General features: G+C 57.2%; 25 protein-coding genes. 17 read left to right on the forward strand and 8 right to left on the reverse strand.

Annotated features, from left to right (window positions below):
• The first annotated feature begins 7 nt into the window (after positions 1-7).
• From rlpA to lipA, 6 genes are all read left to right on the forward strand, one after another.
• A complete protein-coding gene (rlpA, locus tag K5R89_RS11865; RefSeq protein ID WP_064158166.1) occupies positions 8-1150 on the forward strand; it encodes an endolytic peptidoglycan transglycosylase RlpA in 1143 nt (380 codons plus the stop codon).
• 139 nt (positions 1151-1289) lie between these two features.
• Positions 1290-2489: a D-alanyl-D-alanine carboxypeptidase DacA gene (gene dacA / locus K5R89_RS11870; RefSeq protein WP_023288831.1), complete on the forward strand. Its 1200-nt coding sequence runs from the start codon at positions 1290-1292 to the stop codon at positions 2487-2489.
• A gap of 112 nt (positions 2490-2601) precedes the next feature.
• A complete protein-coding gene (ybeD, locus tag K5R89_RS11875) occupies positions 2602-2865 on the forward strand; it encodes a DUF493 family protein YbeD (protein ID WP_002894474.1) in 264 nt (87 codons plus the stop codon).
• A gap of 104 nt (positions 2866-2969) precedes the next feature.
• Positions 2970-3614, forward strand: coding sequence for a lipoyl(octanoyl) transferase LipB (gene lipB / locus K5R89_RS11880; RefSeq protein ID WP_023288830.1), 645 nt, complete (start codon positions 2970-2972; stop codon positions 3612-3614).
• A gap of 129 nt (positions 3615-3743) precedes the next feature.
• Positions 3744-4703 (forward strand): YbeF family transcriptional regulator, encoded by a 960-nt coding sequence (locus tag K5R89_RS11885; RefSeq protein ID WP_217259385.1) that lies wholly within the window; start codon positions 3744-3746, stop codon positions 4701-4703.
• Positions 4704-4883: 180 nt separating this feature from the next.
• Positions 4884-5849 carry a lipoyl synthase gene (gene lipA, locus K5R89_RS11890; RefSeq protein WP_023288828.1) on the forward strand — a complete coding sequence of 322 codons (966 nt, stop codon included), beginning with the start codon at positions 4884-4886 and terminating at the stop codon, positions 5847-5849.
• A gap of 190 nt (positions 5850-6039) precedes the next feature.
• Here the strand turns inward: lipA and tatE are convergent, their stop codons facing one another.
• Positions 6040-6246, reverse strand: coding sequence for a twin-arginine translocase subunit TatE (gene tatE / locus K5R89_RS11895; RefSeq protein ID WP_023288827.1), 207 nt, complete (start codon positions 6244-6246; stop codon positions 6040-6042).
• Between the two features lie 242 nt (positions 6247-6488).
• Positions 6489-7277: a deaminated glutathione amidase gene (locus K5R89_RS11900; RefSeq protein ID WP_023288826.1), complete on the reverse strand. Its 789-nt coding sequence runs from the start codon at positions 7275-7277 to the stop codon at positions 6489-6491.
• A gap of 89 nt (positions 7278-7366) precedes the next feature.
• On the opposite strand from K5R89_RS11900, the gene crcB reads away from it, so the two are divergent.
• On the forward strand, positions 7367-7750 hold the full coding sequence (gene crcB / locus K5R89_RS11905; RefSeq protein ID WP_002894459.1) for a fluoride efflux transporter CrcB: 384 nt from the start codon (positions 7367-7369) through the stop codon (positions 7748-7750).
• A 67-nt stretch (positions 7751-7817) separates the two neighbouring features.
• Here the strand turns inward: crcB and cspE are convergent, their stop codons facing one another.
• Positions 7818-8027, reverse strand: a complete 210-nt coding sequence (gene cspE, locus K5R89_RS11910; RefSeq protein ID WP_002439184.1) for a transcription antiterminator/RNA stability regulator CspE — start codon at positions 8025-8027, stop codon at positions 7818-7820.
• A gap of 194 nt (positions 8028-8221) precedes the next feature.
• Complete coding sequence (gene pagP / locus K5R89_RS11915) at positions 8222-8743, reverse strand: lipid IV(A) palmitoyltransferase PagP (protein ID WP_223171797.1); 522 nt, start codon at positions 8741-8743, stop codon at positions 8222-8224.
• Between the two features lie 335 nt (positions 8744-9078).
• Between pagP and dcuC the strand changes: the two genes are divergently transcribed.
• From dcuC to uspG, 4 genes are all read left to right on the forward strand, one after another.
• The gene (gene dcuC, locus K5R89_RS11920) at positions 9079-10452 is read left to right on the forward strand and encodes an anaerobic C4-dicarboxylate transporter DcuC (RefSeq protein WP_023288824.1); all 1374 of its coding nucleotides are present in this window, start codon (positions 9079-9081) and stop codon (positions 10450-10452) included.
• Positions 10453-10544: 92 nt separating this feature from the next.
• The gene (rna, locus tag K5R89_RS11925; protein ID WP_217259384.1) at positions 10545-11342 is read left to right on the forward strand and encodes a ribonuclease I; all 798 of its coding nucleotides are present in this window, start codon (positions 10545-10547) and stop codon (positions 11340-11342) included.
• A 177-nt stretch (positions 11343-11519) separates the two neighbouring features.
• Complete coding sequence (rnk, locus tag K5R89_RS11930) at positions 11520-11930, forward strand: nucleoside diphosphate kinase regulator (protein WP_032455114.1); 411 nt, start codon at positions 11520-11522, stop codon at positions 11928-11930.
• Between the two features lie 188 nt (positions 11931-12118).
• Positions 12119-12547, forward strand: coding sequence for a universal stress protein UspG (gene uspG / locus K5R89_RS11935; RefSeq protein ID WP_002894401.1), 429 nt, complete (start codon positions 12119-12121; stop codon positions 12545-12547).
• 76 nt (positions 12548-12623) lie between these two features.
• On the opposite strand, the gene ahpF is transcribed toward uspG, so the two are convergent.
• Both ahpF and ahpC read right to left on the reverse strand, forming a co-directional pair.
• Positions 12624-14189 carry an alkyl hydroperoxide reductase subunit F gene (gene ahpF, locus K5R89_RS11940; protein ID WP_017899084.1) on the reverse strand — a complete coding sequence of 522 codons (1566 nt, stop codon included), beginning with the start codon at positions 14187-14189 and terminating at the stop codon, positions 12624-12626.
• 187 nt (positions 14190-14376) lie between these two features.
• Positions 14377-14940 carry an alkyl hydroperoxide reductase subunit C gene (gene ahpC, locus K5R89_RS11945; protein ID WP_002894394.1) on the reverse strand — a complete coding sequence of 188 codons (564 nt, stop codon included), beginning with the start codon at positions 14938-14940 and terminating at the stop codon, positions 14377-14379.
• A 410-nt stretch (positions 14941-15350) separates the two neighbouring features.
• On the opposite strand from ahpC, the gene dsbG reads away from it, so the two are divergent.
• The 4 genes from dsbG to K5R89_RS11965 all read left to right on the forward strand — a co-directional run bounded on the left by dsbG (position 15351) and on the right by K5R89_RS11965 (position 19161).
• The gene (gene dsbG / locus K5R89_RS11950; protein WP_217259383.1) at positions 15351-16100 is read left to right on the forward strand and encodes a thiol:disulfide interchange protein DsbG; all 750 of its coding nucleotides are present in this window, start codon (positions 15351-15353) and stop codon (positions 16098-16100) included.
• 180 nt (positions 16101-16280) lie between these two features.
• The gene (locus K5R89_RS11955) at positions 16281-17213 is read left to right on the forward strand and encodes a LysR family transcriptional regulator (RefSeq protein WP_044521604.1); all 933 of its coding nucleotides are present in this window, start codon (positions 16281-16283) and stop codon (positions 17211-17213) included.
• 113 nt (positions 17214-17326) lie between these two features.
• Complete coding sequence (locus K5R89_RS11960) at positions 17327-18550, forward strand: phosphoadenosine phosphosulfate reductase (RefSeq protein WP_048334386.1); 1224 nt, start codon at positions 17327-17329, stop codon at positions 18548-18550.
• The gene (locus K5R89_RS11965; RefSeq protein WP_217259382.1) at positions 18535-19161 is read left to right on the forward strand and encodes a ParB/RepB/Spo0J family partition protein; all 627 of its coding nucleotides are present in this window, start codon (positions 18535-18537) and stop codon (positions 19159-19161) included. The genes K5R89_RS11960 and K5R89_RS11965 overlap by 16 nt, the downstream gene beginning before the upstream one ends.
• On the opposite strand, the gene K5R89_RS11970 is transcribed toward K5R89_RS11965, so the two are convergent.
• Entirely contained in the window at positions 19162-20307 is a 1146-nt protein-coding gene (locus K5R89_RS11970) for a pyridoxal phosphate-dependent aminotransferase (RefSeq protein ID WP_162543137.1), read from the reverse strand.
• A 141-nt stretch (positions 20308-20448) separates the two neighbouring features.
• Here K5R89_RS11970 and mtnC point away from each other — a divergent pair, with 141 nt between their 5' ends.
• Positions 20449-21138 carry an acireductone synthase gene (gene mtnC, locus K5R89_RS11975; protein ID WP_023288816.1) on the forward strand — a complete coding sequence of 230 codons (690 nt, stop codon included), beginning with the start codon at positions 20449-20451 and terminating at the stop codon, positions 21136-21138.
• Positions 21135-21677: an acireductone dioxygenase gene (locus tag K5R89_RS11980; RefSeq protein WP_023288815.1), complete on the forward strand. Its 543-nt coding sequence runs from the start codon at positions 21135-21137 to the stop codon at positions 21675-21677. The genes mtnC and K5R89_RS11980 overlap by 4 nt, the downstream gene beginning before the upstream one ends.
• 105 nt (positions 21678-21782) lie before the next feature.
• Here K5R89_RS11980 and K5R89_RS11985 read toward each other — a convergent pair whose 3' ends face one another.
• A complete protein-coding gene (locus K5R89_RS11985; RefSeq protein WP_072421915.1) occupies positions 21783-24092 on the reverse strand; it encodes a molybdopterin-dependent oxidoreductase in 2310 nt (769 codons plus the stop codon).
• Between the last annotated feature and the right edge of the window lie 94 nt (positions 24093-24186).

The raw sequence follows: 24186 nt of genomic DNA on the forward strand, positions 1-24186 counted from the left end.
GTTCGCAATGCGTAAGCAATGGCTGGGGATCTGCATAGCAGCGGGGCTGCTGGCGGCATGTTCGAGTGATGACGTGCAACAAAAGACGGTCAGTACTCCACAGCCGGCCGTCTGTAATGGCCCGACGGTTGAGATCAGCGGCGCCGATCCGCAGTATGAAACGCCGAACGCGACGGCGAATCAGGATTATGAGCGCGACGGTAAGCGCTACAACATCGTCCAGGATCCGGCAAACTTTACTCAGGCCGGTTTCGCGGCGATCTATGACGCGGAACCCAACAGCAACCTGACCGCCAGCGGTGAAACCTTCGACCCGACGCAGTTGACCGCGGCGCACCCGACGCTGCCGATCCCGAGCTATGCGCGGATCACCAACCTTGCCAACGGGCGCATGATCGTCGTGCGGATTAACGATCGCGGTCCCTACGGCAACGATCGGGTTATCTCGCTCTCCCGCGCGTCCGCCGACCGCCTGAACACCTCGAATAACACCAAAGTGCGTATCGACCCGATCATCGTCGCGCCTGACGGTTCGCTTTCCGGCCCGGGAATGGCTTGTACCACCGTCGCCAAACAGACTTACGCCCTGCCCGCCCGTCCGAATCTGGACGGCGGTGACGCCGCTGGCATGAGCCAGCCCGCGCCCACTGACGTTCGCCCGATCAGCAACAGCACGCTGAAGCCGGAAGACAGCGTTGGCGCACCGGTGAATAGCGGCGGTTTCCTCGGCGCCCCGACGCCGCTGAACAGCGGCGTGCTGGAGAGCAGCGAACCCGCCGCCGCCGCCGCGACGGCACCTGCCGCCGGCGCCACGCCAGCAGCGCCGGTAACCGCGCCCGGCTCCATCCAGGGTAGCGTCGCGCCCGCAGCGGCCACCGCCGCAGGCGCCGTTGCCGCTTCGTCTTCCGCCGCCTCCAGCGCCAGCGGTAGCTTTGTTGTGCAGGTAGGCGCAGTGAGCGACCAGGCGCGGGCGCAGCAGTATCAGCAGCGTCTGAGCCAGCAGTTCTCTGTGCCAGGCCGGGTCATGCAAAACGGCGCGGTGTGGCGTATTCAGCTGGGGCCGTTTGCCGACAAGGCGCAGGCCAGCGCCGTTCAGCAGCGCCTGCAAAGCGAAGCGCAGCTGCAGTCCTTTATTACTCGCGCCAACTAAAGGCCGCGGGCAGCCCGTTCACCTTGCGCATGTAAAAGTCATTAACAAACTCATGCGCAATGTCGGATGCTGGCCCGCAGAGCATTTGCTATAGTAAGGCACTTTTTTTAACTCCATCACGGATGCCGTTGTTCTGACCATGAAGACCTCTTTCACCGCTCGTTTACTCATCACGGCGCTCTCCGTTGCAGCGCTCTCCTCCGCTGCCCGCGCCGATGACCTGAATATCAAAACGATGATCCCAGGCGCCCCGCAGATTGACGCCGAATCCTGGATCCTTATCGATTACAACTCTGGCAAGGTGCTGGCTGAAAACAACGCCGACTCCCGCCGCGACCCGGCCAGTCTGACCAAAATGATGACCAGCTATGTTATCGGTCAGGCGATGAAAGCGGGCAAATTCAAAGAGTCCGATCTGGTCACCGTCGGCAACGACGCCTGGGCCACCGGCAACCCGGTATTCAAAGGCTCTTCCCTGATGTTCCTCAAGCCGGGGATGCAGGTGCCGGTTTCCCAGCTGATCCGCGGTATCAACCTGCAGTCCGGTAACGATGCCTGCGTGGCGATGGCCGACTATGTCGCCGGCAGCCAGGACGCCTTCGTCAGCCTGATGAACAACTACGTCAACGCCCTCGGCCTGAAAAACACCCATTTCCAGACTGTTCACGGCCTCGATGCTGACGGCCAGTTCAGCTCGGCGCGCGACATGGCGCTGATTGGCCAGGCGCTGATCCGCGACGTGCCGAACGAGTACTCCATCTATCGTGAGAAAGAGTTCACTTTCAACGGTATCCGCCAGCTGAACCGTAATGGCCTGCTGTGGGATAACAGCCTGAACGTCGACGGCATCAAAACCGGCCACACCGACAAAGCGGGCTACAACCTTGTCGCTTCCGCCACCGAAGGGCAGATGCGTCTGATCTCGGCGGTAATGGGCGGCCGGACGTTCAAAGGGCGTGAGTCGGAAAGCAAAAAACTGCTGACCTGGGGCTTCCGCTTCTTCGAAACCGTCAACCCAATTAAAGCCGGCAAAGAGTTTGCTTCCGAACCGGCCTGGTTCGGCGACAGCGATCGCGCTTCGCTGGGGGTGGATAAAGACGTCTACCTGACCATCCCGCGTGGCCGGATGAAAGATCTGAAAGCCAGCTACGTGCTGAATAACACTGAGCTGCACGCCCCGCTGCAGAAAAACCAGGTCGTCGGCACCATTAACTTCCAGCTGGATGGTAAAACCATTGACCAGCGCCCGCTGGTGGTGCTGCAGGAAATTCCGGAAGGTAATTTCTTCGGTAAAATTATTGATTACATTAAATTAATGTTCCACCACTGGTTTGGTTAAAAATCGAACACTTGAAAGTGTGATTTCCATCCCCATATACTATTCATCCAAGTAACCTGATAACTCCCGCCCTTGGTGGGAGTTATTATTTTGTCGTAACACCGGAGCTGACATGAAAACCAAACTTAACGAACTGCTTGAATTCCCTACGCCATTTACTTACAAAGTAATGGGGCAGGCGTTGCCTGAGCTGGTTGATCAGGTGGTGGAAGTGGTACAGCGCCATGCGCCTGGTGATTACTCGCCGTCAGTAAAACCGAGCAGCAAAGGTAACTACCACTCGGTCTCCATCACCATCAACGCCACTCACATTGAACAAGTGGAAACGCTGTACGAAGAGTTAGGCAATATCGATATCGTTCGGATGGTGCTGTAACCTTTTCCCTGACCCGGCCGCCGTGCCGGGTCTTCTCATTCCCTCCCGCACGGCTGTGATATACTCCCCGACCTGAATTCTCTCTTCCCGGCGGAGATGTTGTTTTGCAGCACAATAAAATTCTAATCCGGCAGCTTGGCCTGCAACCTTACGAACCCGTCTCGCAGGCGATGCACGAATTTACCGACGCCCGTGATGAAGATACCCTCGATGAGATCTGGCTGGTGGAACATCACCCGGTCTTCACCCAGGGTCAGGCCGGCAAAGCGGAACACCTGCTGGTGCCCGGTGATATTCCAGTGATCCAGAGCGATCGCGGCGGCCAGGTAACCTATCACGGCCCGGGACAGCAGGTAATGTACGTCCTGTTGAACCTCAAGCGCCGCAAGCTGGGCGTGCGTGAACTGGTGACGCTGCTGGAGCAAACGGTCGTCAATACCCTTGCCGAATACGGTATTGAGTCGCATCCCCGCGCCGACGCCCCTGGCGTCTACGTCGGCGATCGCAAAATATGCTCTCTGGGGCTGCGGATCCGCAAAGGCTGCTCTTTCCACGGCCTGGCGCTCAATATCGCGATGGATCTGACGCCGTTTCTGCGTATCAACCCCTGCGGCTATGCCGGTATGGAGATGACGCAAATGCGCCAGTGGCAGCCGGAAGCCACTCCGGAGACAGTGGCTCCGCGGCTGGTCGCCCATCTGCTGGCGCTGCTGAACAATCCCCCGCACGAATACCTTCCTCAGGGTTAAGGGCAGACCAGCGCCCCGCTGACGGCGGGGTGCTGAACGAGTAACACATTATTTTTGCAATCAATTGTCACGCACGGCAACGCGGTGGGCCGCTATACTTGGCCTATCATTCCCAACCGGACTCATCGCGTGCCAGAGAATACGCCGCCGTCAGAATCTCCTGACCGACAGGACGAACGTTACGACCGTCAGATGTTTCGCATCCTGCGTAATATTGACCTCAATCTGTTGACCATCTTCGAAGCCGTGTACGTACACAAAGGTATCGTCAATGCCGCGAAGATACTCAATATCACGCCGTCGGCCATTAGCCAGTCAATAAACAAACTGCGGGCGCTGTTCCCCGATCCGCTGTTTATCCGCAAAGGCCAGGGCGTAACGCCCACCGCCTATGCCACCCATCTTCACCAGTACATCAGCCGCGGTATGGAGGCTTTCCTCAGCGCGCTGGATATCACCGGCAGCCCGCAGCAGCAGCGGGTGATCACTATCGCCACCACCCCAGCCATGGGGGCGCTGCTGATGCCTGGCCTGGCCAGCGCGCTGAAGCCGGTCTTTCCGCAGATCCTGCTGCACAACATCGCCCTCACCGACGCCGCGCGGCAGCTTGACCAGCGCCAGGTGGATTTGTTGATTGATACCCATCTGCACAGCGGCCAGGCGATAAGCCATCACGTGCTGTATCAGGAACGGGTGCAGATGTACTGCCGCGCTGGGCATCCCGCGCTGGAGGGTCCGCAGGATGAATCCGCCCTTGCACAATACGAGTTTGCGCTGCTGCTGCCGGAAGGCCAGCGCTACCCTACGCTGCACCGTCGGCTGCAGGAGGAGATGGGCGAGCGCCGCTGCGGTTTCAGCACCTTCAACCTGCTAACCCAGGCGGCAATGATCGCCGAGAGCGACATGCTGGGGCTGACCACCGAGCGCCTGTTCGCCATGGTATCCCGTCTCTGGCCGCTACAGACCCTGGACTTCCCCTCCCTGCGGGAAGAGCAGATTGATGTTGCGCTGCACTTCAATAAGCAGAGCGGGAAAGAGCCATTGCTGAAAGAGATCATTGAGACCGTGATCCAGGCGTTTAAGGCGTAGCGCACGGAAGGGAAAAGGATAAAACAACAACTATTTTACAATTTGCCGGGCAGGCAGGCTGCTTTCTGCCCCTTTTCAATGGTATACTGCCTGCTCTTGATTCAAAAATAGTTGATAATTGCAACATTTCATTGAATTAATTCGCTTTCCTTCGTGACTCGCAACTGGAACACGCACGCTATGAGTAAACCCATTGTGATGGAACGCGGTGTTAAGTACCGCGACGCCGATAAAATGGCCCTTATCCCGGTGAAGAACGTGGCAACTGAGCGTGAAGCTCTGCTCAGAAAACCGGAATGGATGAAAATCAAACTTCCGGCAGACTCGTCCCGTATCCAGGGAATCAAAGCAGCGATGCGTAAGAACGGCCTGCACTCCGTGTGCGAAGAGGCCTCCTGCCCGAACCTTGCAGAGTGCTTCAACCACGGTACCGCGACCTTTATGATCCTCGGCGCGATCTGTACCCGCCGTTGCCCATTCTGCGACGTGGCGCATGGCCGCCCGGTCGCGCCAGATGCGAACGAGCCACAGAAGCTGGCGCAAACTATCGCCGATATGGGGCTGCGCTACGTGGTGGTCACTTCGGTGGACCGTGATGACCTGCGCGATGGCGGCGCACAGCATTTTGCCGACTGCATCAGCGCCATTCGCGAGAAAAACCCGACGATTAAAATCGAAACGCTGGTCCCGGATTTCCGCGGCCGCATGGATCGCGCCCTGGATATTCTGACGGTGACCCCGCCGGACGTCTTCAACCACAACCTCGAAAACGTACCGCGCCTCTATCGTCAGGTGCGTCCGGGCGCGGATTACAACTGGTCGCTGAAGCTGCTGGAGCGTTTTAAAGAAGCGCACCCGGAGATCCCGACAAAATCCGGCCTGATGGTGGGCCTGGGCGAAACCAACGACGAGATCATCGAAGTCATGCGCGACCTGCGCCGTCATGGCGTCACCATGCTGACATTAGGCCAGTATCTGCAGCCGAGCCGTCACCACCTGCCAGTGCAGCGTTACGTTAGCCCGGAAGAGTTTGAAGAGATGAAAGCGGAAGCCATGGCGATGGGCTTCACCCACGCCGCCTGCGGCCCCTTCGTTCGCTCTTCCTATCACGCCGACCTGCAGGCTAAAGGGATGGAAGTTAAATAACCTGCCGCTTCTCCCGCTGCGTCACGTCCTGGCGCAGCGGCGCTCTCCGCTTCATTCGCTTCGCCTTCCCGTAACAGTTAGTTGCATCTTTCCTGCGCGGCGTCGACAAAAACAACAAAGGCCGCAACGTCAAACGTCGCGGCCTCTTCGCCGTACCACCCGCATCCCATCAGGGGACGCAGCCGGAGAATTACTCTTTATGAGAGAGCTTCTGCGCCGGTGCTTCGTCTTCAGCGGTGGTTTTCTTCGCGCTATCGTCATCTTCGTTCATGGCTTTTTTAAAGCCCTTGATAGCCGACCCCAGGTCGCCGCCCAGCGTACGTAATTTCTTGGTACCAAACACTAAGATAATCAGTGCTGCGACTACCAGCAGTTTGGTAATACTAATCTCACCCATAGCTAACCTTCTTCTCTATACAAGCTGCGAATACGCCATCATACACGCATTTATCCGTCATATTGTAATCCACCTGTGCGTGGGCTGCGTGATTCAGCCCGAGGCCTCCCCTCCGGGAGTGAGCGCTGGGGTGTCCGTCCTGACGTGCACAGCGAATTATTGGGATAAACAATACGGGTATTTGGCGCGCGGACACAATAGCAATCTGTAACAAGGTGAATCAAGCCTTGTTTAAAAAAACGTCACAATAATTGCGGTGGCGCAAACCGTCGGTTCTGCAGCACCGGCAAACGCTCGCGAACCCGCGCAAGGTAGTCTGCGGAAATATCGGCATAGATCAGCTGCGGCTCGCTCCCCGCGCCCGCCACGGTGGTCCCCAGCGGATCGACGATGCGGCTCTGCCCGATGTTACGCGTCCCGCATTCGCCTGCCGCCACGACGTAGCAGGTCGTGTCCAGCGCGCGCGCCGCCAGCAGCGTCGCCCAGTGATGCTCTTTTTGCGGCCCTTTCACCCATGCGGTGGGCAGCACCAGCAGCTGCGCCCCGTTCAGCGCCAGCGACAGCGCCAGCTCCGGAAAACGCAGATCGTAACAGGTCATCAGGCCAACGCGGAAACCCGCCACTTCAATCACCGGCGGGATTTGCCGGCCGGGATCCACCCGCCGGGACTCCTGCATAGCGAAGGCGTCGTATAAATGAAGTTTGTGATAATGGGCAATAACCTTCCCTTCACGCAATACCACCAGCGTGTTGGTTGCTCTCCCCTCCCCCGACGGCACATGCAGCGTCAGGATCGTCGTCAGGCCGTTACGCGCGCTCTCGGCCAGCAGCAGCTGTAAAAACTCTCCATCCAGCGTTTGGGCCGAGTTCACCGACAGATCCGGGTCGTTGTCATCACGTGCCAGCAACGCCTCCGGCAGCACCAGCAGCGCCGCCCCTTCACGCGCCGCCTGCTGCATCATCGCCACACAAGTTTGCGCATTCGTCCGCCAAACTGGCGTGACGATAAACTGCCCTGCCGCTACCCGCATGTTTTTCTCCCGTCAGGTTATGAATAGCCAATTGCGCCCGTTGCGCGCTACACTTGACACTCTCTTACATCAAATAGCAGGAAACGACCGTGTTTCAACTTCTTTGCGCCGTTTTTATTGGCGGCGGCACCGGCAGCGTTTTGCGCTGGTGGCTCGGCATGAAGCTCAATCCTGTGCACCATGCTATCCCGATTGGGACGCTGACTGCCAACCTGTTAGGCGCCTTTGTGATCGGCGCCGGGCTGGCGTGGTTTAATAGACTGACCGGCATTGACCCGATGTGGAAACTGCTGATCACCACGGGTTTCTGCGGCGGGTTGACCACCTTCTCCACCTTCTCTGCGGAAGTGGTGTTTCTTCTGCAGCAGGGGCGAGTGAGCTGGGCGCTCCTCAACGTCGCGGTGAACTTGCTGGGCTCGTTTGCCATGACGGCTGTCGCCTTCTGGCTCTTCTCGCAGGCCGCCAGCCGCTAAAGGCGTAATCAACAGGCAAAAAAAAACCCGCTGATTAGCGGGTTTTTATATTCTACTGACGCGTTGCTTACAGAGCGATTACGTTTGCAGCAGAAGGGCCTTTGGCACCGTTAGTGATTTCGAACTCTACGCGCTGACCTTCAGCCAGAGTTTTGAAACCGTTGGACTGGATTGCAGAGAAGTGTACGAATACATCTTTGCTGCCATCTTCCGGAGTAATGAAACCGAATCCTTTGGACTCATTAAACCACTTAACGTTACCTTTAATCTTAGACATCAAAATTACCTTTATATGAAAAATCGACACTAATGCTGTGTCGGGTATCAGTACACCAATTGTGGTACCTTTTGTCCAGTGCAACTTTGCTAAAAAGTGATAAAAGTCGCTATCTTTTTTAGTGGGTAACGCTTTAGTCCTTGTTTTTCCACAAGACGCATCGCTTATCTCATTTATTGCTAAGACTTAGCGAATTAAAACTGTATGCGAGCCCAGGCGAAGTAAACGTTACCGTTATTGTAGGTACCGGGAATATAGGTCATCTGGAACGTTGCCGGACCGTAACCTATTGACGCTAAGGGCAAGATCACCGGAATCGGGATGTAGTTCCAGTTATCGCGCGCCGTCACCCCGAGGGTATAGCCGAGACCGAGGCGGAAGTTCTGGTCCGTCAGCGGACGCCAGGTTTTCTCCCAACCGTAGCCGCCGATGGGTTCCCACTTATTGAAAGAGTCTTTAAACGCCATCAGGTACAGGCCATGCCAGTTCCCTTTCTCATCCCAGCGCGAAACGCCGAAGCCTGCCCCCCACGGACGTTCATTATACTTGTCCGTCTTTTCCTTATCATAAGCAAAGCGCGCGTGCCAGGTGATGGCTGGAACGTACAGATCATAGTGCTCCGGCTCATTCCAGGTCTGCGCAACGTTATTACTTAAGGTATGGTAACCTTCGCTAAGGGTCGATGAAAACGACGCGCTGGCGTTTCCGGATACCAATAACCATCCTAAAAAACCAAGAGAAAACAATGAAAAACGACGTAACATCAACACTTTTCTATTACCACTTTCATTTAAAAGCCACCTAAGATAGCAAAGATAGTCTCAATACAGGTTGAACGAAATAAGGCAAACTCCTGATTTTCGCCCGCTGACCATCAGAACCGCTTAACTATCCATCTGGTGATTATATCCAGGCGGGACGGGAGGGGCGTAGTTCTTATCGCTTTATTGATTTGCATCAGCGAGTTTCGTCCGTTTTTTCGGCACATTCGCACATTAAAATTTGGTGTGGCGCTTTTTAACTACATATTCTTTGGGCTTAGGGGAAATGAATGCTGACGTTTGTTGAGATCCTGATCGGGATTGCGGTCATTGTGGGCGTCGCCCGCTATATCATTAAGGGCTATTCAGCCACCGGCGTGCTGTTCGTCGGCGGCTTAATATTGCTGATCGTCAGCGCCCTGCTGGGTCATAAAGTCTTACCAGGCAATACCGAGGGCACCGGTTACTCCGCCACTGACATTATTGAATACATTAAGATTCTACTCATGAGCCGTGGCGGCGATTTGGGTATGATGATCATGATGCTGTGCGGTTTCGCCACCTATATGACGCATATTGGCGCCAATGATATGGTGGTGAAATTAGCCTCAAAGCCATTGCGCTATATCAATTCGCCCTATCTGCTGATGATTGCCGCCTACTTTGTCGCCTGCCTGATGTCGCTGGCCGTCTCCTCCGCGACCGGCCTCGGCGTCCTGCTGATGGCGACGCTGTTCCCGGTGATGGTAAACGTTGGTATCAGCCGCGGTGCGGCGGCGGCCATCTGCGCCTCCCCGGCGGCGATTATCCTTTCGCCTACCTCGGGTGACGTCGTGCTGGCGGCAAAAGCGGCCGAAATGCCGCTGATCGACTTTGCCTTCAAGACCACGCTGCCGATCTCCATCGCCGCTATCATCTGCATGGCGATCGCCCACTTCTTCTGGCAGCGCTACCTGGATAAAAAAGAGAACATTTCCCACGAAATGCTCGACGTCAACGAGATCACCACCAATGCCCCGGCGCTGTACGCCATCCTGCCGTTTACCCCGATTATTGGCGTACTGATCTTTGATGGCAAATGGGGGCCGGAACTGCACATTATTACCATCCTCGTCGGCTGCATGCTGCTGGCGGCGATCCTCGAATTCCTGCGCGGGTTCAACACCAAAAACGTCTTCAGCGGACTGGAAGTCGCCTACCGCGGGATGGCTGACGCCTTCGCCGGGGTGGTGATGCTGCTGGTCGCCGCCGGTGTTTTTGCTCAGGGATTAAGCACCATCGGCTTCATCAACGGTCTGATCTCCATCGCCACTTCCTTCGGCTCGGCCAGTATTATTCTGATGCTGGTGCTGGTGATCCTGACCATGCTGGCGGCGATGACCACCGGCTCCGGCAATGCCCCGTTCTACGCCTTTGTCGAGATGATCCCCAAGCTGGCGCACTCCTCCGGCATCAATCCCGCCTATCTGTCGATCCCGATGCTGCAGGCCTCTAACCTTGGCCGCACGATCTCGCCGGTCTCCGGCGTGGTGGTGGCCGTCGCCGGGATGGCGAAGATCTCCCCGTTTGAAGTGGTCAAACGCACCTCGGTGCCGGTGATGGTTGGCCTGCTGGTGGTGATTGTCGCGACCGAGATCCTCGTCCCGGGCAGCGCGGTCCACTAATGGTCTAACCACGTGAAAAGGCGCCAGCAGGCGCCTTTTTTATGCTTTAATAACTCCCCGTTATCTTTTGCCATCCACAATCAGGAATAAACATGTTCAGGAAGGAATTCGCCGCGCTTGCCCTTGTGCTTACCGCCACTCAGGCCGGCGCTGAACCGCTCACCGCGACGCGATACGCTGATTTTGACCGCTATGTCCTGGCCCTCTCCTGGCAAACCGGATTCTGTCAGAGCATGTATGACCGTAACCGCAACGAACCGGAAGAGTGCCGCCTGCAGCAGGAAACCGCGAATAAAGCCGATTTTCTGACCGTGCACGGCCTGTGGCCCGGGCTGCCAAAGTCCATTGCCGCGCGCGGAGTGGATGAACGACGCTGGATGCGCTACGGCTGCGCCACGCGCCCGCTGCCCGACATGCCGGAGGTGAAAGCGAACCGCAAATGTCAGGCGGCGGAGACGGGATTGTCGCTGGAGATGGCCAACAAACTGAATAGCGTAATGCCGGGCGCGGGCGGCACCTCCTGCCTCGAACGTTACGAATATGCCAAACATGGCGTCTGCTTCGGCTTCGATCCCGACAGCTATTTTGGCGCCATGGTGCGCCTGAACGGGGAAATTAAGCGCAGCCCGGTTGGTGATTTCCTTGCCAAACACTATGGCCAAACCGTCAGTCGGGCCGACTTCGACGCCGCCGTGGCCCGCGCCTGGGGTCCGCAGAGCGTGAAGGCGGTTAAATTAACCTGTAACGGTAATCCTGCCTATTTGACCGAGATGCAAATCTCACTCAACGCCGCGACCATCAACGCCCCACTGGCCACCTCCGCCTTTCTGCCCCAGCCTCACCCGGGTAACTGCGGCGCGCAGTTTATCCTCGATAAGGTTGGCCAGTAGCGCAACGCGGCATACTGTTCAGAAAACGTCCTTCGCCGGAGGCGTTGCGCGCTGATTGTGCGTTTCATCACTTCAAACTGCCGGCAACTCTCAGTATGATGGGAGAACCTTAACCCTTGCCTTTTTCGGCGAGGGTTTTCTTTTACGGACAGGTTCCTGGATAACATGGAGTATGCAATGACCAGACCCGCAATCATCATTAACGAACTGGATGCCGAACGTATCGACAGGCTGCTGGAGCAGCCGGCTTTCGCCAGCTCGCCGGTTGCCGATGCCCTGAACGACGAGCTCGACCGCGCGCAAATGCTGGCGCCGGAAGCGATGCCGCACGATGTCGTCACCATGAACAGTACGGTTAAATTCCGCGATTTAACCAGCGGCGAAGAGCGCGTGCGGACGCTGGTGTTTCCGACGCAGGTGACCGACAGCGCCAGCCAGCTCTCCGTCCTCGCGCCGGTGGGCGCCGCGCTGCTCGGCCTCAAGGTCGGCAGCACCATTCACTGGGAGCTGCCGGGCGGGGCGTCAACGCACCTGGAAGTGCTGGCGCTGCTGTACCAGCCGGAAGCCGCTGGCGAATTCCACCGTTAATCCCCGCTGCCTGAGGCGTATCGCGCTTTATTCAGAGGATGTCCACACATCCTCTTTCTGCTGTCTTTCCCCCCGCTAACCTTTTTTTACGCTTTGCGCCTGCCTGACTGACAGTTTTGCGACCTGAATGACACAATATCCGCATATAATATGTTGATATAGACGCAAACGAACAAGGAGGATTGCATATGTATAAGACTATCATTATGCCGGTTGATGTCTTTGAGATGGCGCTGAGCGATAAAGCCGTCCGGCATGCGGAGTTTCTGGCCCAGCAGGACGGGGTGATCCATCTGCTCCACGTCTTACCCGGTTCAGCGAGCTTCACGATGAGCCGTTTTACCGCCGACCTGCGGCGTTTTGAGGAACATCTGCAGCACGAGGCGGAAACCCGCCTGCAGACCATGGTCAGCCATTTCAGCATTGACCCATCGCGGATCAAGCTGCATGTGCGTTTCGGCAGCGTGCGCGACATGGTCAACGAACTGGCCAGCGAAATAAACGCCGACGTGGTGGTGATTGGCTCACGCAATCCCTCCATCAGTACCCACCTGTTGGGCTCCAACGCCTCGAGCGTCATCCGTCACGCCCATATCCCGGTGATGGTCGTCAGGTAAGGCTGAGGAAAAGCGCATAAAAAAAGAGGCTACCCCTGGGTAGCCTCTTTGTTATGCAGGTCTATTGTCTGACTTGTTATGCGGTTTTCGTGCGGATCAGATAGTCGAAGGCGCTCAGCGACGCTTTCGCCCCCTCCCCTGCCGCGATGATAATCTGCTTGTACGGCACGGTGGTGCAGTCACCGGCGGCGAATACGCCTTTAACGTTGGTTTCGCACTTCGCATCGATGATGATCTCGCCCATGCGGTTACGCTCAACCGCGCCTTCCAGCCAGGTGGTATTAGGCAGCAGGCCGATCTGCACGAAGATGCCCGCCAGCGCGACGTGATGCTCATCGCCGCTCACCCGGTCACGATACTGCAGACCGGTGACCTTGCTGCCGTCGCCTTTCACTTCCGTGGTCTGCGCATTGAGAATAATGTCGACATTCTTCAGACTGCGGACTTTATCCTGCAGCACCTGGTCGGCCTTCATCTCCGGTGCGAATTCCAGCAGGGTCACGTGTTCCACGACGCCCGCCAGGTCGATGGCGGCTTCCACGCCGGAGTTCCCCCCGCCGATCACCGCCACGCGCTTACCTTTAAACAGCGGGCCGTCGCAGTGCGGGCAGTAGGTTACGCCCTTGGTGCGATACTGATCTTCGCCCGGCACGTTCATGTTGCGCCATTTCGCCCCGGTGGCAATGATGACGCTGCGCGCCTTCAGCACCGCGCCGGAGGCGGTTTCGATCTGATGCAGGCCGCCCTCTGTCGCCGCTGGCGTCAGTTTGGTCGCGCTCTGGGAGTCGATCACATCGACGTTATAGTCGCTAACGTGCGCTTTCAGAGCCCCGGCCAGCTTCTGGCCTTCGGTTTTCGGCACCGAAATGTAGTTTTCGATATCCACGGTATCCAGCACCTGGCCGCCGAAGCGCTCGCCCATCAGGCCGGTACGAATCCCTTTACGCGCAGAGTAAACCGCGGCCGCCGCGCCGGACGGGCCGGAACCGACGATCAGCACATCGTAAGCGTCACGCTGATTCAGCTCTTCCGCTGCGCGTTTTTCCGCACCGGTGTCCACTTTGGCGACGATTTCCGTCAGCGTCATCCGCCCCTGACCAAACTCCTGGCCGTTCATGAACACCGCCGGCACGCCCATCACGTTGCGCTCGGTGATCTCATTCTGGAACGTCCCACCGTCAATCGCCGTATGTTTGATACGCGGGTTGAGCACCGCCATCAGGTTCAGCGCCTGGACCACGTCCGGGCAGTTATGGCAGGAGAGCGAGTAGTAGGTTTCAAACTCGAAGTCGCCATCGATATCGCGGATCTGCTCCAGCAGAGACTGGGCCTCTTTCGACGGATGACCGCCGGTCCACAGCAGCGCCAGCACCAGCGAGGTAAACTCGTGGCCCAGCGGGGAGCCCGCAAAGCGTGGGCCCTGGTCGGAACCGGGGTTAGTAATCAGGAACGATGGCTTGCGTACCGCCAGCGTATTGTCTTCTTTAAAGGTGACTTTGTCTGACAGTTCAGCAATTTCAGCCAGCAGTTCCCTGATTTCTGCCGATTTAGCGCTGTCATCCAGCGTGGCAATCAGCTCAACAGGCTTGGTCAGCTTCTCAAGATAGGCCTTGAGCTGGGTTTTCATGTTGGTGTCGAGCATTGTTATCTCCTGGGCTTAAAACATCATCATGCAAGCGGCCTTGTCAGGCTGCCTGAATGCGCTTGCATCATGGTGTTGGAATGAAATGGGCGCCAAAGCGCCCATTGATTGCCGGGTGGCACGCCGTTTACCCGGCCTACAATCTTGTAGGCCCGTGCAAGCGTAGCGCCGCCGGGCACAAACAGACTTAAATCTTACCGACCAGGTCCAGGGATGGAGCCAGCGTCGCTTCGCCTTCTTTCCATTTCGCCGGGCACACTTCGCCTGGGTGGGAAGCAACATACTGCGCCGCTTTGATTTTACGCAGCAGGTCAGACGCGTCACGGCCGATACCTTCAGCGGTAACTTCGATCGCCTGGATGATACCCTGCGGGTCAACCACGAAGGTGGCGCGGTCAGCCAGACCTTCATCTTCACGCATGTTGTCGAAGTTACGGGTCAGGGCGCCAGTCGGGTCGCCAATCATCGCGTATTTGATTTTCGCGATGGTTTCAGAGCTGCTGTGCCACGCTTTGTGGGTGAAGTGGGTATCGGTAGAAACAGAGTAAACGTCTACGCCCAGCTTCTGCAGTTCTTCGTAATGGTCAGCCACGTCGCCCAGTTCGGTCGGGCAGACGAAAGTGAAGTCAGCCGGATAGAAGAAGAAGACGCTCCAGCGGCCTTCGGTGTCTTTCTCGGTGACTTCGATGAATTCACCATTTTTGAATGCCTGGTTTTTGAACGGTTTGATTTTGGTGTTAATTAAGGACATCTATACTTCCTCCGTGTTTTCGTTGAGGTCTAAGTTAACGAATTTTTCCTGACCCGACCAATGCGTTTACATTATCGAATCAATAAGCGTTATCTAACAACCGGAACAAGACAACAATGTGAACCTGTCGACGCGTTCAGCGCAGTTCGCTGTTTTTCGCATCATTTGCCGCGACAAAAGTAAAAAGGCCACCCTTTCAGGCGGCCCCGTTACCTGAAATACCCGAAGGTAGGTTCAGCGCCAGTCAGACTGGCTATGTGTTGCGCTCTACATTACCTTAATGTAACAGCATCCAGGATTACATCACCCACGCCAGGAAAGGGCAATCCGTCGTTCTGCTGATCCTGCCTATAACTGTAATAGGTTTGGCAATGTTTCTTCCTTTCCTGCTGATTTTACAAGGAATACTCATGTTAAAACGTCTGCTGTTGCTCAGCCTTTTGCCTTTTTGTAGCTATGCGGAAGAACTGCCCGCCCCGGTAAAAGCAATTGAAAAACAGGGCATTACCATCATCAAACCCTTTGACGCGCCGGGGGGAATGAAGGGCTGGCTGGGGAAATACCAGGATATGGGCGTCGCCATCTACCTCACGCCTGACGGCAAACATGCCATTTCCGGTTATATGTACGACGAAAACGGCAACAACCTCAGCGAGCAGTTATTTCAAAAAGCGCTCTACACGCCGGCGGGACAGGAGATGTGGAAGAAGATGGCCAGCGCCCACTGGCTGCAGGATGGCGAAAAGGACGCCCCCATCGTGCTGTATGTCTTTGCCGATCCCTTCTGCCCTTACTGCAAACAGTTCTGGCAGCAGTCCCGTCCCTGGGTGGAGGCCGGTAAAGTGCAGATCCGCACCCTGCTGGTGGGCGTGATCAAGCCGGAGAGCCCGGCCACCGCCGCGGCGATCCTCGCCAGTAAAGATCCGGCGAAAACCTGGCACGATTACGAGCAATCGAACGGCAAAATGGCCCTGACGATACCGAAGGCTATCCCGCCGGAGAAGATGAAAATGCTCAACGTCAATCAGCAGCTGATGGACGATCTGGGGGCCAACGTCACGCCAGCTATTTATTATATGAATAAGGATAATATGCTGCAGCAGGTGGTCGGCCTGCCGGATAAAGAGAAGCTGTCTATTATGATGGGTGAAAAAGAGTAATTTCGTCCCGGTGTGGCGCCTGGCGAATCCGACCGCTGGTGCCACTGCCGATAGTAAGATATATTAAGCAAAACTTAATTTTATTTGCCCACAATTAAATTCACACCGCAAATACTAAGACGCAAGATATTATCGTTAGAAATATTTTAACTTACACTGGCAATAAACAGGACTGTGTTAATGGCAAATCTTTACGATCTGAAAAAGTTCGATCTAAATTTATTGGTTATTTTTGAATGTATCTATCAGCATTTAAGCATCAGCAAAGCGGCGGCGATGTTATTTATCACCCCGTCTGCGGTAAGTCAGTCATTGCAGCGTCTGCGTCAGCAGTTAGACGATCCGCTATTTGTGCGCGTCGGGAAGGGAATGACGCCCACCACCGCCTGCGTGAATCTTCATTACCACCTGCAGCAAAATCTGGAGCAGCTGGAAAAAACGATCAATCTCAATAACCGCTCCGATCTGCGTAAACGTATTGTAATATATGGCCCCCCGCTGTTCTGTTCAGTAAACAGCCACTTTATGATTAACCAGCTTTGTCATCAGGCCAACTTGCAAATTGAACACCATAACCTAACCACCACCGAATCGGCAGAGGAGCTGCTGGCATATCGCCAGGCTGACCTGGTGTTCACCCGAATGCCCATCACCAACCGCGCCACCATCTGTCAGCCCTATCAGACGGTGCAGACCCTCGCGGTGTGTCGGACGAACCATCCGCGGCGCGAGGCGCTCACGTCAGTTGACGCGCTGGCGCAGGAGTTTTTCACCCACTATATTACCAACGATCCCGTTATCCAGCGCGTTCAGCAAAGCAGCACGCCCTGGCTGAACCCGCGTAATATTGCCTTTCGCAGCGACTCTTTTATGACCATTCTTAACATGATCAATAAAACCGATCTGATTGGCTTCTTGCCGTCTTATTTATATGATTTTATTTCGCCAGCCATGCAACTTCACGTCCTCGATATAAACGAACTTTTTCCAGACATTACGATATATATTAACTACCATCAATCATCCGCACAAAATCATTTTTTATCTGAATTAATCACCATTTTAATGAATGACAGAGAGATATCACGTCCCCAATTCAATAACAGCCAATAACGATCCGACTTATTGCCCCTCCCCAAAGGAAGGGAAAGTCGACCATTAATTTCCCGCTCGTCATCGTTTATACTGAGCGAACGGGAATCTCTAGTATTAAAGGATTAATGGTCATGTCGTTTATCAAATATCCCTTAGCGGAATCGGTGCTGCAGGCGACGGAGCAGCGGATCGATTGGGTTATGGATAATTTTTCACGCATTTGCGTCTCTTTCTCTGGCGGAAAAGACTCTACCGTTATGCTCCATTTAACCGCGCAGGCAGCGCGGTTACAGGGTAAGAAAATCAGTGTGCTGTTTATTGACTGGGAAGCGCAGTTCTCCTGCACCATCGCTCACTGTGAAAAACTGCGCGCCCTCTATCAGGATGTTATCGATACCTTTTACTGGGTCGCCCTGCCGCTCACTACCCAAAATGCCCTGACGCAGTATAAGCCGCAATGGCAATGCTGGCAGCCCGGCACCGCCTGGGTCCGCCAGCCCCCCTCCTGGGCCATTACCCACCCGGGCTATTTTTCGTTTTACCAGCCGGGGATGAGCTTTGAAGCCTTCGTCAGCCACTTTGCCGAGTGGTTTTCACAGCGCCGTCCCGCCGCCGTGCTGGTGGGTATTCGGGCAGATGAGTCGCTGAATCGCTTTATGACCATCTCTTCTCAGCGAAAACAGCGCTTCGCCGACGATAAACCGTGGACCACCTCGGCGCCGGGCGGCCACGCCTGGTACATCTACCCGATCTATGACTGGAAAACCGCCGATATCTGGACCTGGTTTGCTAAAAGCGGCCAGCCCTATAACCCGCTGTACGATCTGATGTATCAGGCCGGTGTGCCGCTGCGCTATATGCGCATCTGCGAGCCCTTCGGTCCGGAGCAGCGCCAGGGGCTATGGCTGTACCATGTGCTGGAGCCGGAGCGCTGGGCCGCGATGTGCCAGCGGGTGAGCGGCGCGCACAGCGGCGGCGTCTATGCCGGGCATGATAACCAATTCTACGGTCACCGAAAAATCGACAAACCGGACCATTTGACATGGAAAAGCTATGCGCTGTTTCTGCTCGACAGCATGCCGGAAACCACCGCCGAGCATTACCGCAATAAGATCGCCGTCTACCTGCGCTGGTACCAGAAAAAAGGCATGGAAGAGATCCCTGATACTCAGCCCGCGGACGTTGGCACCAAAGATATCCCCTCCTGGCGACGGATCTGCAAAGTGCTACTCAATAATGACTACTGGTGCCGCCAGCTCTCCTTCAGCCCAACCAAAAGCAGCCACTATCAGCGCTACCGAAAACGTATGGAAAAACATCGCCAACAATGGGGGATATTATGCAACAACAACTAACGCAGGCGCTGGAGGATTTCCTGCAAACGCTGGATGACGAAGCGCGTATCGAGGCTATCAACGCGTTTCGCCAGGTGCTCCACCAACACAGCCCCTTCCGCTCGCAGCCCGTTGACTGTGTGCTGTGGGTCAAACAGGAGCAGGTTATCCCCAACGACTATAATCCGAATAACGTGGCGCCGCCGGAGAAGCGCCTGCTGCAGACCTCGCTGGAGGCCGATGGCTTTACCCAGCCGGTGGTGGTCATCAGGCAGGGACCGCAGGGGTACGCGATTGTCGACGGTTTTCACCGCCATGAGCTGGCCTGCAGCAAAGCGTCGCTGAAAAAAAAGCTGAAAGGCTATCTACCGGTCACCTGCCTGCCGAATGAAAACGCCTCACGCGACGGGCTGATGGCAGCGACAATACGCCACAACCGGGCGCGCGGACGCCACCAGATCCACGCCATGTCAGATATTGTCCGCGAGCTAACCCGCCTCGGCTGGACGCCGCAGAAGATCGGCAAAGAGCTGGGGATGGATGCCGATGAGGTGCTGCGCCTGAAGCAAATTAGCGGCCTGGCAGAGATGTTCGCCGACCGCCAGTTCTCTCAGGCGTGGACCATAAAGTAACTACAGCTCGCACAAACGCGCCGCCGCGGCCAGCAGGGTCTCCGGTTGTTTAGCGAAGCACAAGCGGATCAGCTTGTGCGGGAACGGGTCGGCGCAGAAGACAGAGAGCGGGATCGCCGCCACCCCAACCTCTGTCGTCAGCCAGCGGCAGAAGCTGACGTCGTCAAGGTCGGAGATGGCGCTGTAGTCCGCCAGCAGGAAATAGGTCCCCTCACAGGGCAGGAGCTCCAGCCGGCTGGGGCGCAGCGCCTCAATAAACAGATCGCGGCGTTCACGGTAAAAGGCCGGTAGTTCTTGGTAGTGATCCGGCGCCTCGCGCAGCATGTCGGCGATCGCCAGCTGCGCCGGGGTATTTACCGAGAAGGTCAGATACTGGTGCACCTTGCGCAGCTCCGCGCTGATGGCCGCCGGGGCCACGCAGTAGCCAACCTTCCAACCGGTCATATGAAACGTTTTGCCAAACGAAGAGACCGCCACCGCCCGCTCGCGCAATAGCGGATGCGCCAGCACGCTGGCGTGGCCGTCTTCGGCAAAGTTGATATGCTCATAGACCTCGTCGCTGAGAACATAGATCTCGCGTTCGGCAATCGCCTGCCACAGGGCGGCAAAATCCTCGCGTTGCCAGACCGTGGCCGAGGGGTTGTGCGGGGTGTTGAGGATCACCAGCCGGGTTTTGTCGCTCAGCGTCGCGGCAAACTGCTGCCAGTCGACGCGAAAATGCGGCGGCTGAAGGGCAATACGGCGTAATTCGCCGCCGGCCAGCGCCACCGCGGGAGCATAGCTGTCGTAGCTGGGATCGAAACAGACCACCTCGTCGCCGCGGCGCACCAGAGCGGTAATCGCCGCGTACAGGGCCTCCGTCGCCCCGGCGGTGACCGTGATATCGCTGTTGACGTCGGGTCGATATCCATACCGCTCCGCCGTCTTGTCAGCGATCGCCTCGCGCAGCGCCGGCACGCCGGTCATCGGGGCATACTGATTCGCCCCCTGCGCCACGTGGTACGCCAGACGCTCCTGAAGATAGCGCGGGCCGTCAAAATCGGGAAAGCCCTGCGACAGGTTTATGGCCTGATGCTGCTGGGCGAGAGCGCTCATCTGGGTAAAAATGGTGGTGCCAAGTGACGGGAGTTTACTCTCTGGAATCAATGGGTTATTACTCATTCTTTTTGTACCGATTGTAATGCTGTTGTTGAAGCCACTATAACACGATGTTAATATTTGGCAATCAAGACGCTTAGACGTCTAAATGCTAATGTTATTCCACGCTACGCCCACTCTGGAGAAACCATGATCCGCGCCATCGTGACCGACATAGAAGGCACCACCAGCGATATCCGCTTCGTGCATAACGTGCTGTTCCCCTACGCCCGCGAACGACTGGCCGGCTTTGTGACCGCTCAACAGCACGCTGAACCGGTGAGAACGATCCTCGACAACTTGCGCCGCGAGACAGACGCCCCCGCCGCCAGCACCGCCGACCTGATTGCTACCCTCTTCGCTTTTATGGACGAAGATCGGAAATCCACTGCGCTGAAGGCGCTGCAGGGGATCATCTGGCGCGATGGCTACCTCAACGGCGACTTTACCGGCCATCTCTACCCGGACGTGCTGCCGGCGCTGGAGAAATGGAAAGCACAGGGCATTGATCTGTATGTATATTCTTCTGGCTCCGTGGCAGCGCAGAAATTGTTATTTGGCTACAGCGATGAAGGTGATATTACTCATCTGTTTACGGGCTATTTCGATACCCTGGTAGGCGCCAAACGCGAAGCGCAGTCCTACCGCAACATTGCTGAACACCTGGGCCACGCCCCCGGGGCCATCCTGTTCCTGTCGGATATCCATCAGGAACTCGACGCCGCCGAAGCCGCGGGGTTGCGCACTGTCCAGTTGGTACGCGGCGACCGCGACCCGGCAAGCCGCCACCCTCAGGTTCAGCGTTTTGACGACATTCATCCGGAGCAGATCCCAGCATGAGCGCATTAACCCTTTTTTCCGTGAAAGATCCGCAAACGCCGGTCTGGCACAGCACCGACGCCAAAGCGATTCAGGAGCAGCTTAACGCCAAAGGCGTCCGTTTTGAGCGCTGGCAGGCTGACCGCGATCTCGGCGCGGCCCCCAGCGCAGAAACAGTGATTGCCGCCTATCAGCATGCGATTGACAAACTGGTCGCCGAAAAGGGCTATCAGAGCTGGGACGTCATCAGCCTGCGCGCCGATAACCCGCAGAAAGAGGCGCTGCGGGAAAAATTCCTGAACGAACACACTCATGGCGAAGACGAGGTCCGGTTTTTTGTCGAGGGCGCTGGCCTGTTCTGCCTGCACATTGGCGACGAGGTGTTCCAGGTGCTGTGCGAAAAAAACGATCTGATTTCGGTTCCCGCCCACACTCCGCACTGGTTTGATATGGGTTCAGAACCGAACTTCACCGCCATTCGCATTTTTGATAACCCGGAAGGCTGGATCGCCCAGTTTACCGGCGACGATATCGCCAGCGCCTACCCACGGCTGGCGTAACGTCGCCCTGTCATCAGCCTTAAAACGCCTGGCGCGCTTTCCCGGAGGCGGCGCATACCGCGCCTTCTGCGGGATAGCCGACCCGCCGCCGGCGATCCCTGACACCTAAACCGCAATAAACTTCGGCGGGTCAAAGGCGGTGATCGGCGGCAGTTCCTCTCGCCACGGGGCGATCTCCACCCAACAGCTCTGGGCGCTACAGCCCTGTCCCAGACGCGAACTGCCGCGATCCGCGGTTAACACGTTGGGATTACCGTGCTTATCGAGAGATCCTTTTTCATTCGGATCCAGAGGGTCATACCACGCGCCGGTGGACATCTGTACCACCCCCGGCAAAATCTGCTCGCTCAGGTGCACGCCCGCGAGAATCGCCCCACGGTCGTTATACACTTTCACCACGCTGCCTTCGCGAATGTCTCTTGCCTGCGCATCCTGCGGATGCATCCACAACGGCTCGCGTCCCTGAATTTTCGTCGCCCGGCTGACGCTGCCGTGGTCGTACTGACTGTGCAGACGGGCGCGCGGCTGACTGGAGAGCAGATGAAGCGGCCAGCGCGCCGCCTCCTGTCGCTGCCGGGCGGCCTCTTCCTCATCCCACCAGGGATGGCCAGGGCATTCGCGATAGCCAAACCCGGCGACGGTAGCGGAAAAGAGTTCAATCTTGCCGGAGGGCGTGGAAAGCGGATAGCGCTGCGGATCGGCGCGAAAATCGGCGAGAAAGACCTGCGGCCGCGCCGGCGCGCTGTACTCCAGCACCCCTTGCTGCCAGAAGTCTTCGAACGAGGGCAGCGCAATGCCCTCCTCCTGCGCCCGCGGTCTTGACTCCTCATAGAGATGGCGCAGCCATTGCCCGGCGTCCCGCCCCTCGCTGAACTGTTCTCCGAAGCCCAACCGCCCGGCAAGATCGAGGAAAATAGCGTAATCATCACGCGCTTCGCCCACTGGCGGGATCTGCGCGCTCATGGCAATCATAAACCCGTCGTGACCGCCGCTGCCGATATCCTCTCGCTCCAGCGAGGTGGTAGCCGGCAGAACGATGTCGGAGAATTTGGCCTGCGCGGTCCAGTACTGCTCATGCACCACCACCGTCTCCGGACGGCGCCAGGCCTCGCACAGTCGGTTAATATCCTGGTGATGATGAAACGCATTGCCTCCCGCCCAGTAGACCAGACGGATGTCGGGATAATGCAGCTGCTGACCGTCGAACTCATAGGCTTCTCCCGGGTGCAGCAGCATATCGGACAGCCGCGCCACCGGGATGACGCTGTCCACCGCATTCTCCCCGGCGGGCAAGCGCGGGCCGGAAAACGCTTTTCGCACCGCGCCCGCCAGGTTGGTACAGGCATAGCCAAACCCGAGGCCGCCGCCCGGCGTGCCGATCTGTCCCAGCAGCGCGGTCAGGGCCACCGTCGCCCAGTAGGCCTGCTCCCCCTGACGGGCGCGCTGGATAGACCAGGAGATATTCACCATCGTCCGGTGGCGGGCCATCTCCCGCGCCAGGTCGGCGATGCGCTGCGCGTCCAGGCCGGTTATCGCCGCCGCCCACGCCGGGGTTTTCGCCACGCCGTCATGCTCGCCCAACAGATAGGCGCGATAGGGAGCAAACCCGACGGTATGGCTGGCGACAAACGCCTGGTCGTAGAGGGACTCAGCGATCAGCACATAGCTCAGCGCCAGCAGCAGTGCGGTATCGGTACCCGGCCGAATGGCCAGCCACTCGGCGTCGGCCACCGCGCTGAGGTCATTGCGCACCGGACTGATATTAATAAACCGCGTGCCGTTGGCCTGCATCTTATCCAGCCAGTACGGCAGCATATGGTCATTGGCGCCGCCGCCGTTGACCTGGGCATTGCGCAGCGGCAGACCGCCAATCGCGACAAACAGCTGACACTCCCGCGCCAGCTCGGAAAAATGGGTATGCTGACGGTGCAGCGGGCTCAGCGGCCCGAGAATATGCGGCAGAATGCGCTCGCCCGCGGCGCTGCTATAGGTATTGGTGCTGGCGGTATACCCGCCAAAGCCCTTAAGAAAACGGTGCAGCTGGCTCTGCGCATGGTGAAAGCGCCCGGCGCTGGCCCAGCCGTAGGAGCCGCCGTAAATCGCCTCATTGCCGCAGCGCGCCTTGACCGAGCGCAGCTCGCGAGCCACCAGGTCCAGGGCCACCTCCCAGCTGACTTCGACAAAGGGCTCCTTGCCTCGCCCTTCTCGTGACGCCGGCCCGTGCTGCAGATAGCCGACGCGCACCGCCGGGCGGCGAATGCGCGTTTGGCTGGTCACCGCGTCGGGGAGCGATTGACCGATGCGTGAGGGGTTTTTATCCCAGGGCACCGGCTTAACCGCCACGATCTCGCCCTCGCGGCTCTCCACCTGCCAGGTTCCCCAGTGCATCACCGTATAATTATGCTGTTTCTTCATAGCGCCCGCGTTCTTCTCAGCCTAAGGTTCGTTAAAATAAAGCGGGGAAATGCGGTAATATTCCTTACCCGGCCAGACATTGCTCTGCTAAAAA

This window comes from Klebsiella sp. TF21-TM (assembly GCF_019753495.1).
GTDB lineage: Bacteria > Pseudomonadota > Gammaproteobacteria > Enterobacterales > Enterobacteriaceae > Klebsiella > Klebsiella quasipneumoniae.

Excerpts from the sequence above, each read along its gene's own strand:
- K5R89_RS11980 (WP_023288815.1), top strand. The coding sequence starts at position 21,135 with ATGAGCGCATTAACCCTTTTTTCCGTGAAAGATCCGCAAACGCCGGTC.
- cspE (WP_002439184.1), bottom strand. The coding sequence starts at position 8,027 with ATGTCTAAGATTAAAGGTAACGTTAAGTGGTTTAATGAGTCCAAAGGA.
- dacA (WP_023288831.1), top strand. The coding sequence starts at position 1,290 with ATGAAGACCTCTTTCACCGCTCGTTTACTCATCACGGCGCTCTCCGTT.
- tatE (WP_023288827.1), bottom strand. The coding sequence starts at position 6,246 with ATGGGTGAGATTAGTATTACCAAACTGCTGGTAGTCGCAGCACTGATT.
- K5R89_RS11960 (WP_048334386.1), top strand. The coding sequence starts at position 17,327 with ATGTCGTTTATCAAATATCCCTTAGCGGAATCGGTGCTGCAGGCGACG.
- rlpA (WP_064158166.1), top strand. The coding sequence starts at position 8 with ATGCGTAAGCAATGGCTGGGGATCTGCATAGCAGCGGGGCTGCTGGCG.
- mtnC (WP_023288816.1), top strand. The coding sequence starts at position 20,449 with ATGATCCGCGCCATCGTGACCGACATAGAAGGCACCACCAGCGATATC.
- K5R89_RS11900 (WP_023288826.1), bottom strand. The coding sequence starts at position 7,277 with ATGCGGGTAGCGGCAGGGCAGTTTATCGTCACGCCAGTTTGGCGGACG.
- rnk (WP_032455114.1), top strand. The coding sequence starts at position 11,520 with ATGACCAGACCCGCAATCATCATTAACGAACTGGATGCCGAACGTATC.
- ybeD (WP_002894474.1), top strand. The coding sequence starts at position 2,602 with ATGAAAACCAAACTTAACGAACTGCTTGAATTCCCTACGCCATTTACT.
- rna (WP_217259384.1), top strand. The coding sequence starts at position 10,545 with ATGTTCAGGAAGGAATTCGCCGCGCTTGCCCTTGTGCTTACCGCCACT.
- K5R89_RS11985 (WP_072421915.1), bottom strand. The coding sequence starts at position 24,092 with ATGAAGAAACAGCATAATTATACGGTGATGCACTGGGGAACCTGGCAG.
- lipA (WP_023288828.1), top strand. The coding sequence starts at position 4,884 with ATGAGTAAACCCATTGTGATGGAACGCGGTGTTAAGTACCGCGACGCC.
- ahpC (WP_002894394.1), bottom strand. The coding sequence starts at position 14,940 with ATGTCCTTAATTAACACCAAAATCAAACCGTTCAAAAACCAGGCATTC.
- dsbG (WP_217259383.1), top strand. The coding sequence starts at position 15,351 with ATGTTAAAACGTCTGCTGTTGCTCAGCCTTTTGCCTTTTTGTAGCTAT.
- K5R89_RS11965 (WP_217259382.1), top strand. The coding sequence starts at position 18,535 with ATGCAACAACAACTAACGCAGGCGCTGGAGGATTTCCTGCAAACGCTG.
- ahpF (WP_017899084.1), bottom strand. The coding sequence starts at position 14,189 with ATGCTCGACACCAACATGAAAACCCAGCTCAAGGCCTATCTTGAGAAG.
- dcuC (WP_023288824.1), top strand. The coding sequence starts at position 9,079 with ATGCTGACGTTTGTTGAGATCCTGATCGGGATTGCGGTCATTGTGGGC.
- uspG (WP_002894401.1), top strand. The coding sequence starts at position 12,119 with ATGTATAAGACTATCATTATGCCGGTTGATGTCTTTGAGATGGCGCTG.
- K5R89_RS11955 (WP_044521604.1), top strand. The coding sequence starts at position 16,281 with ATGGCAAATCTTTACGATCTGAAAAAGTTCGATCTAAATTTATTGGTT.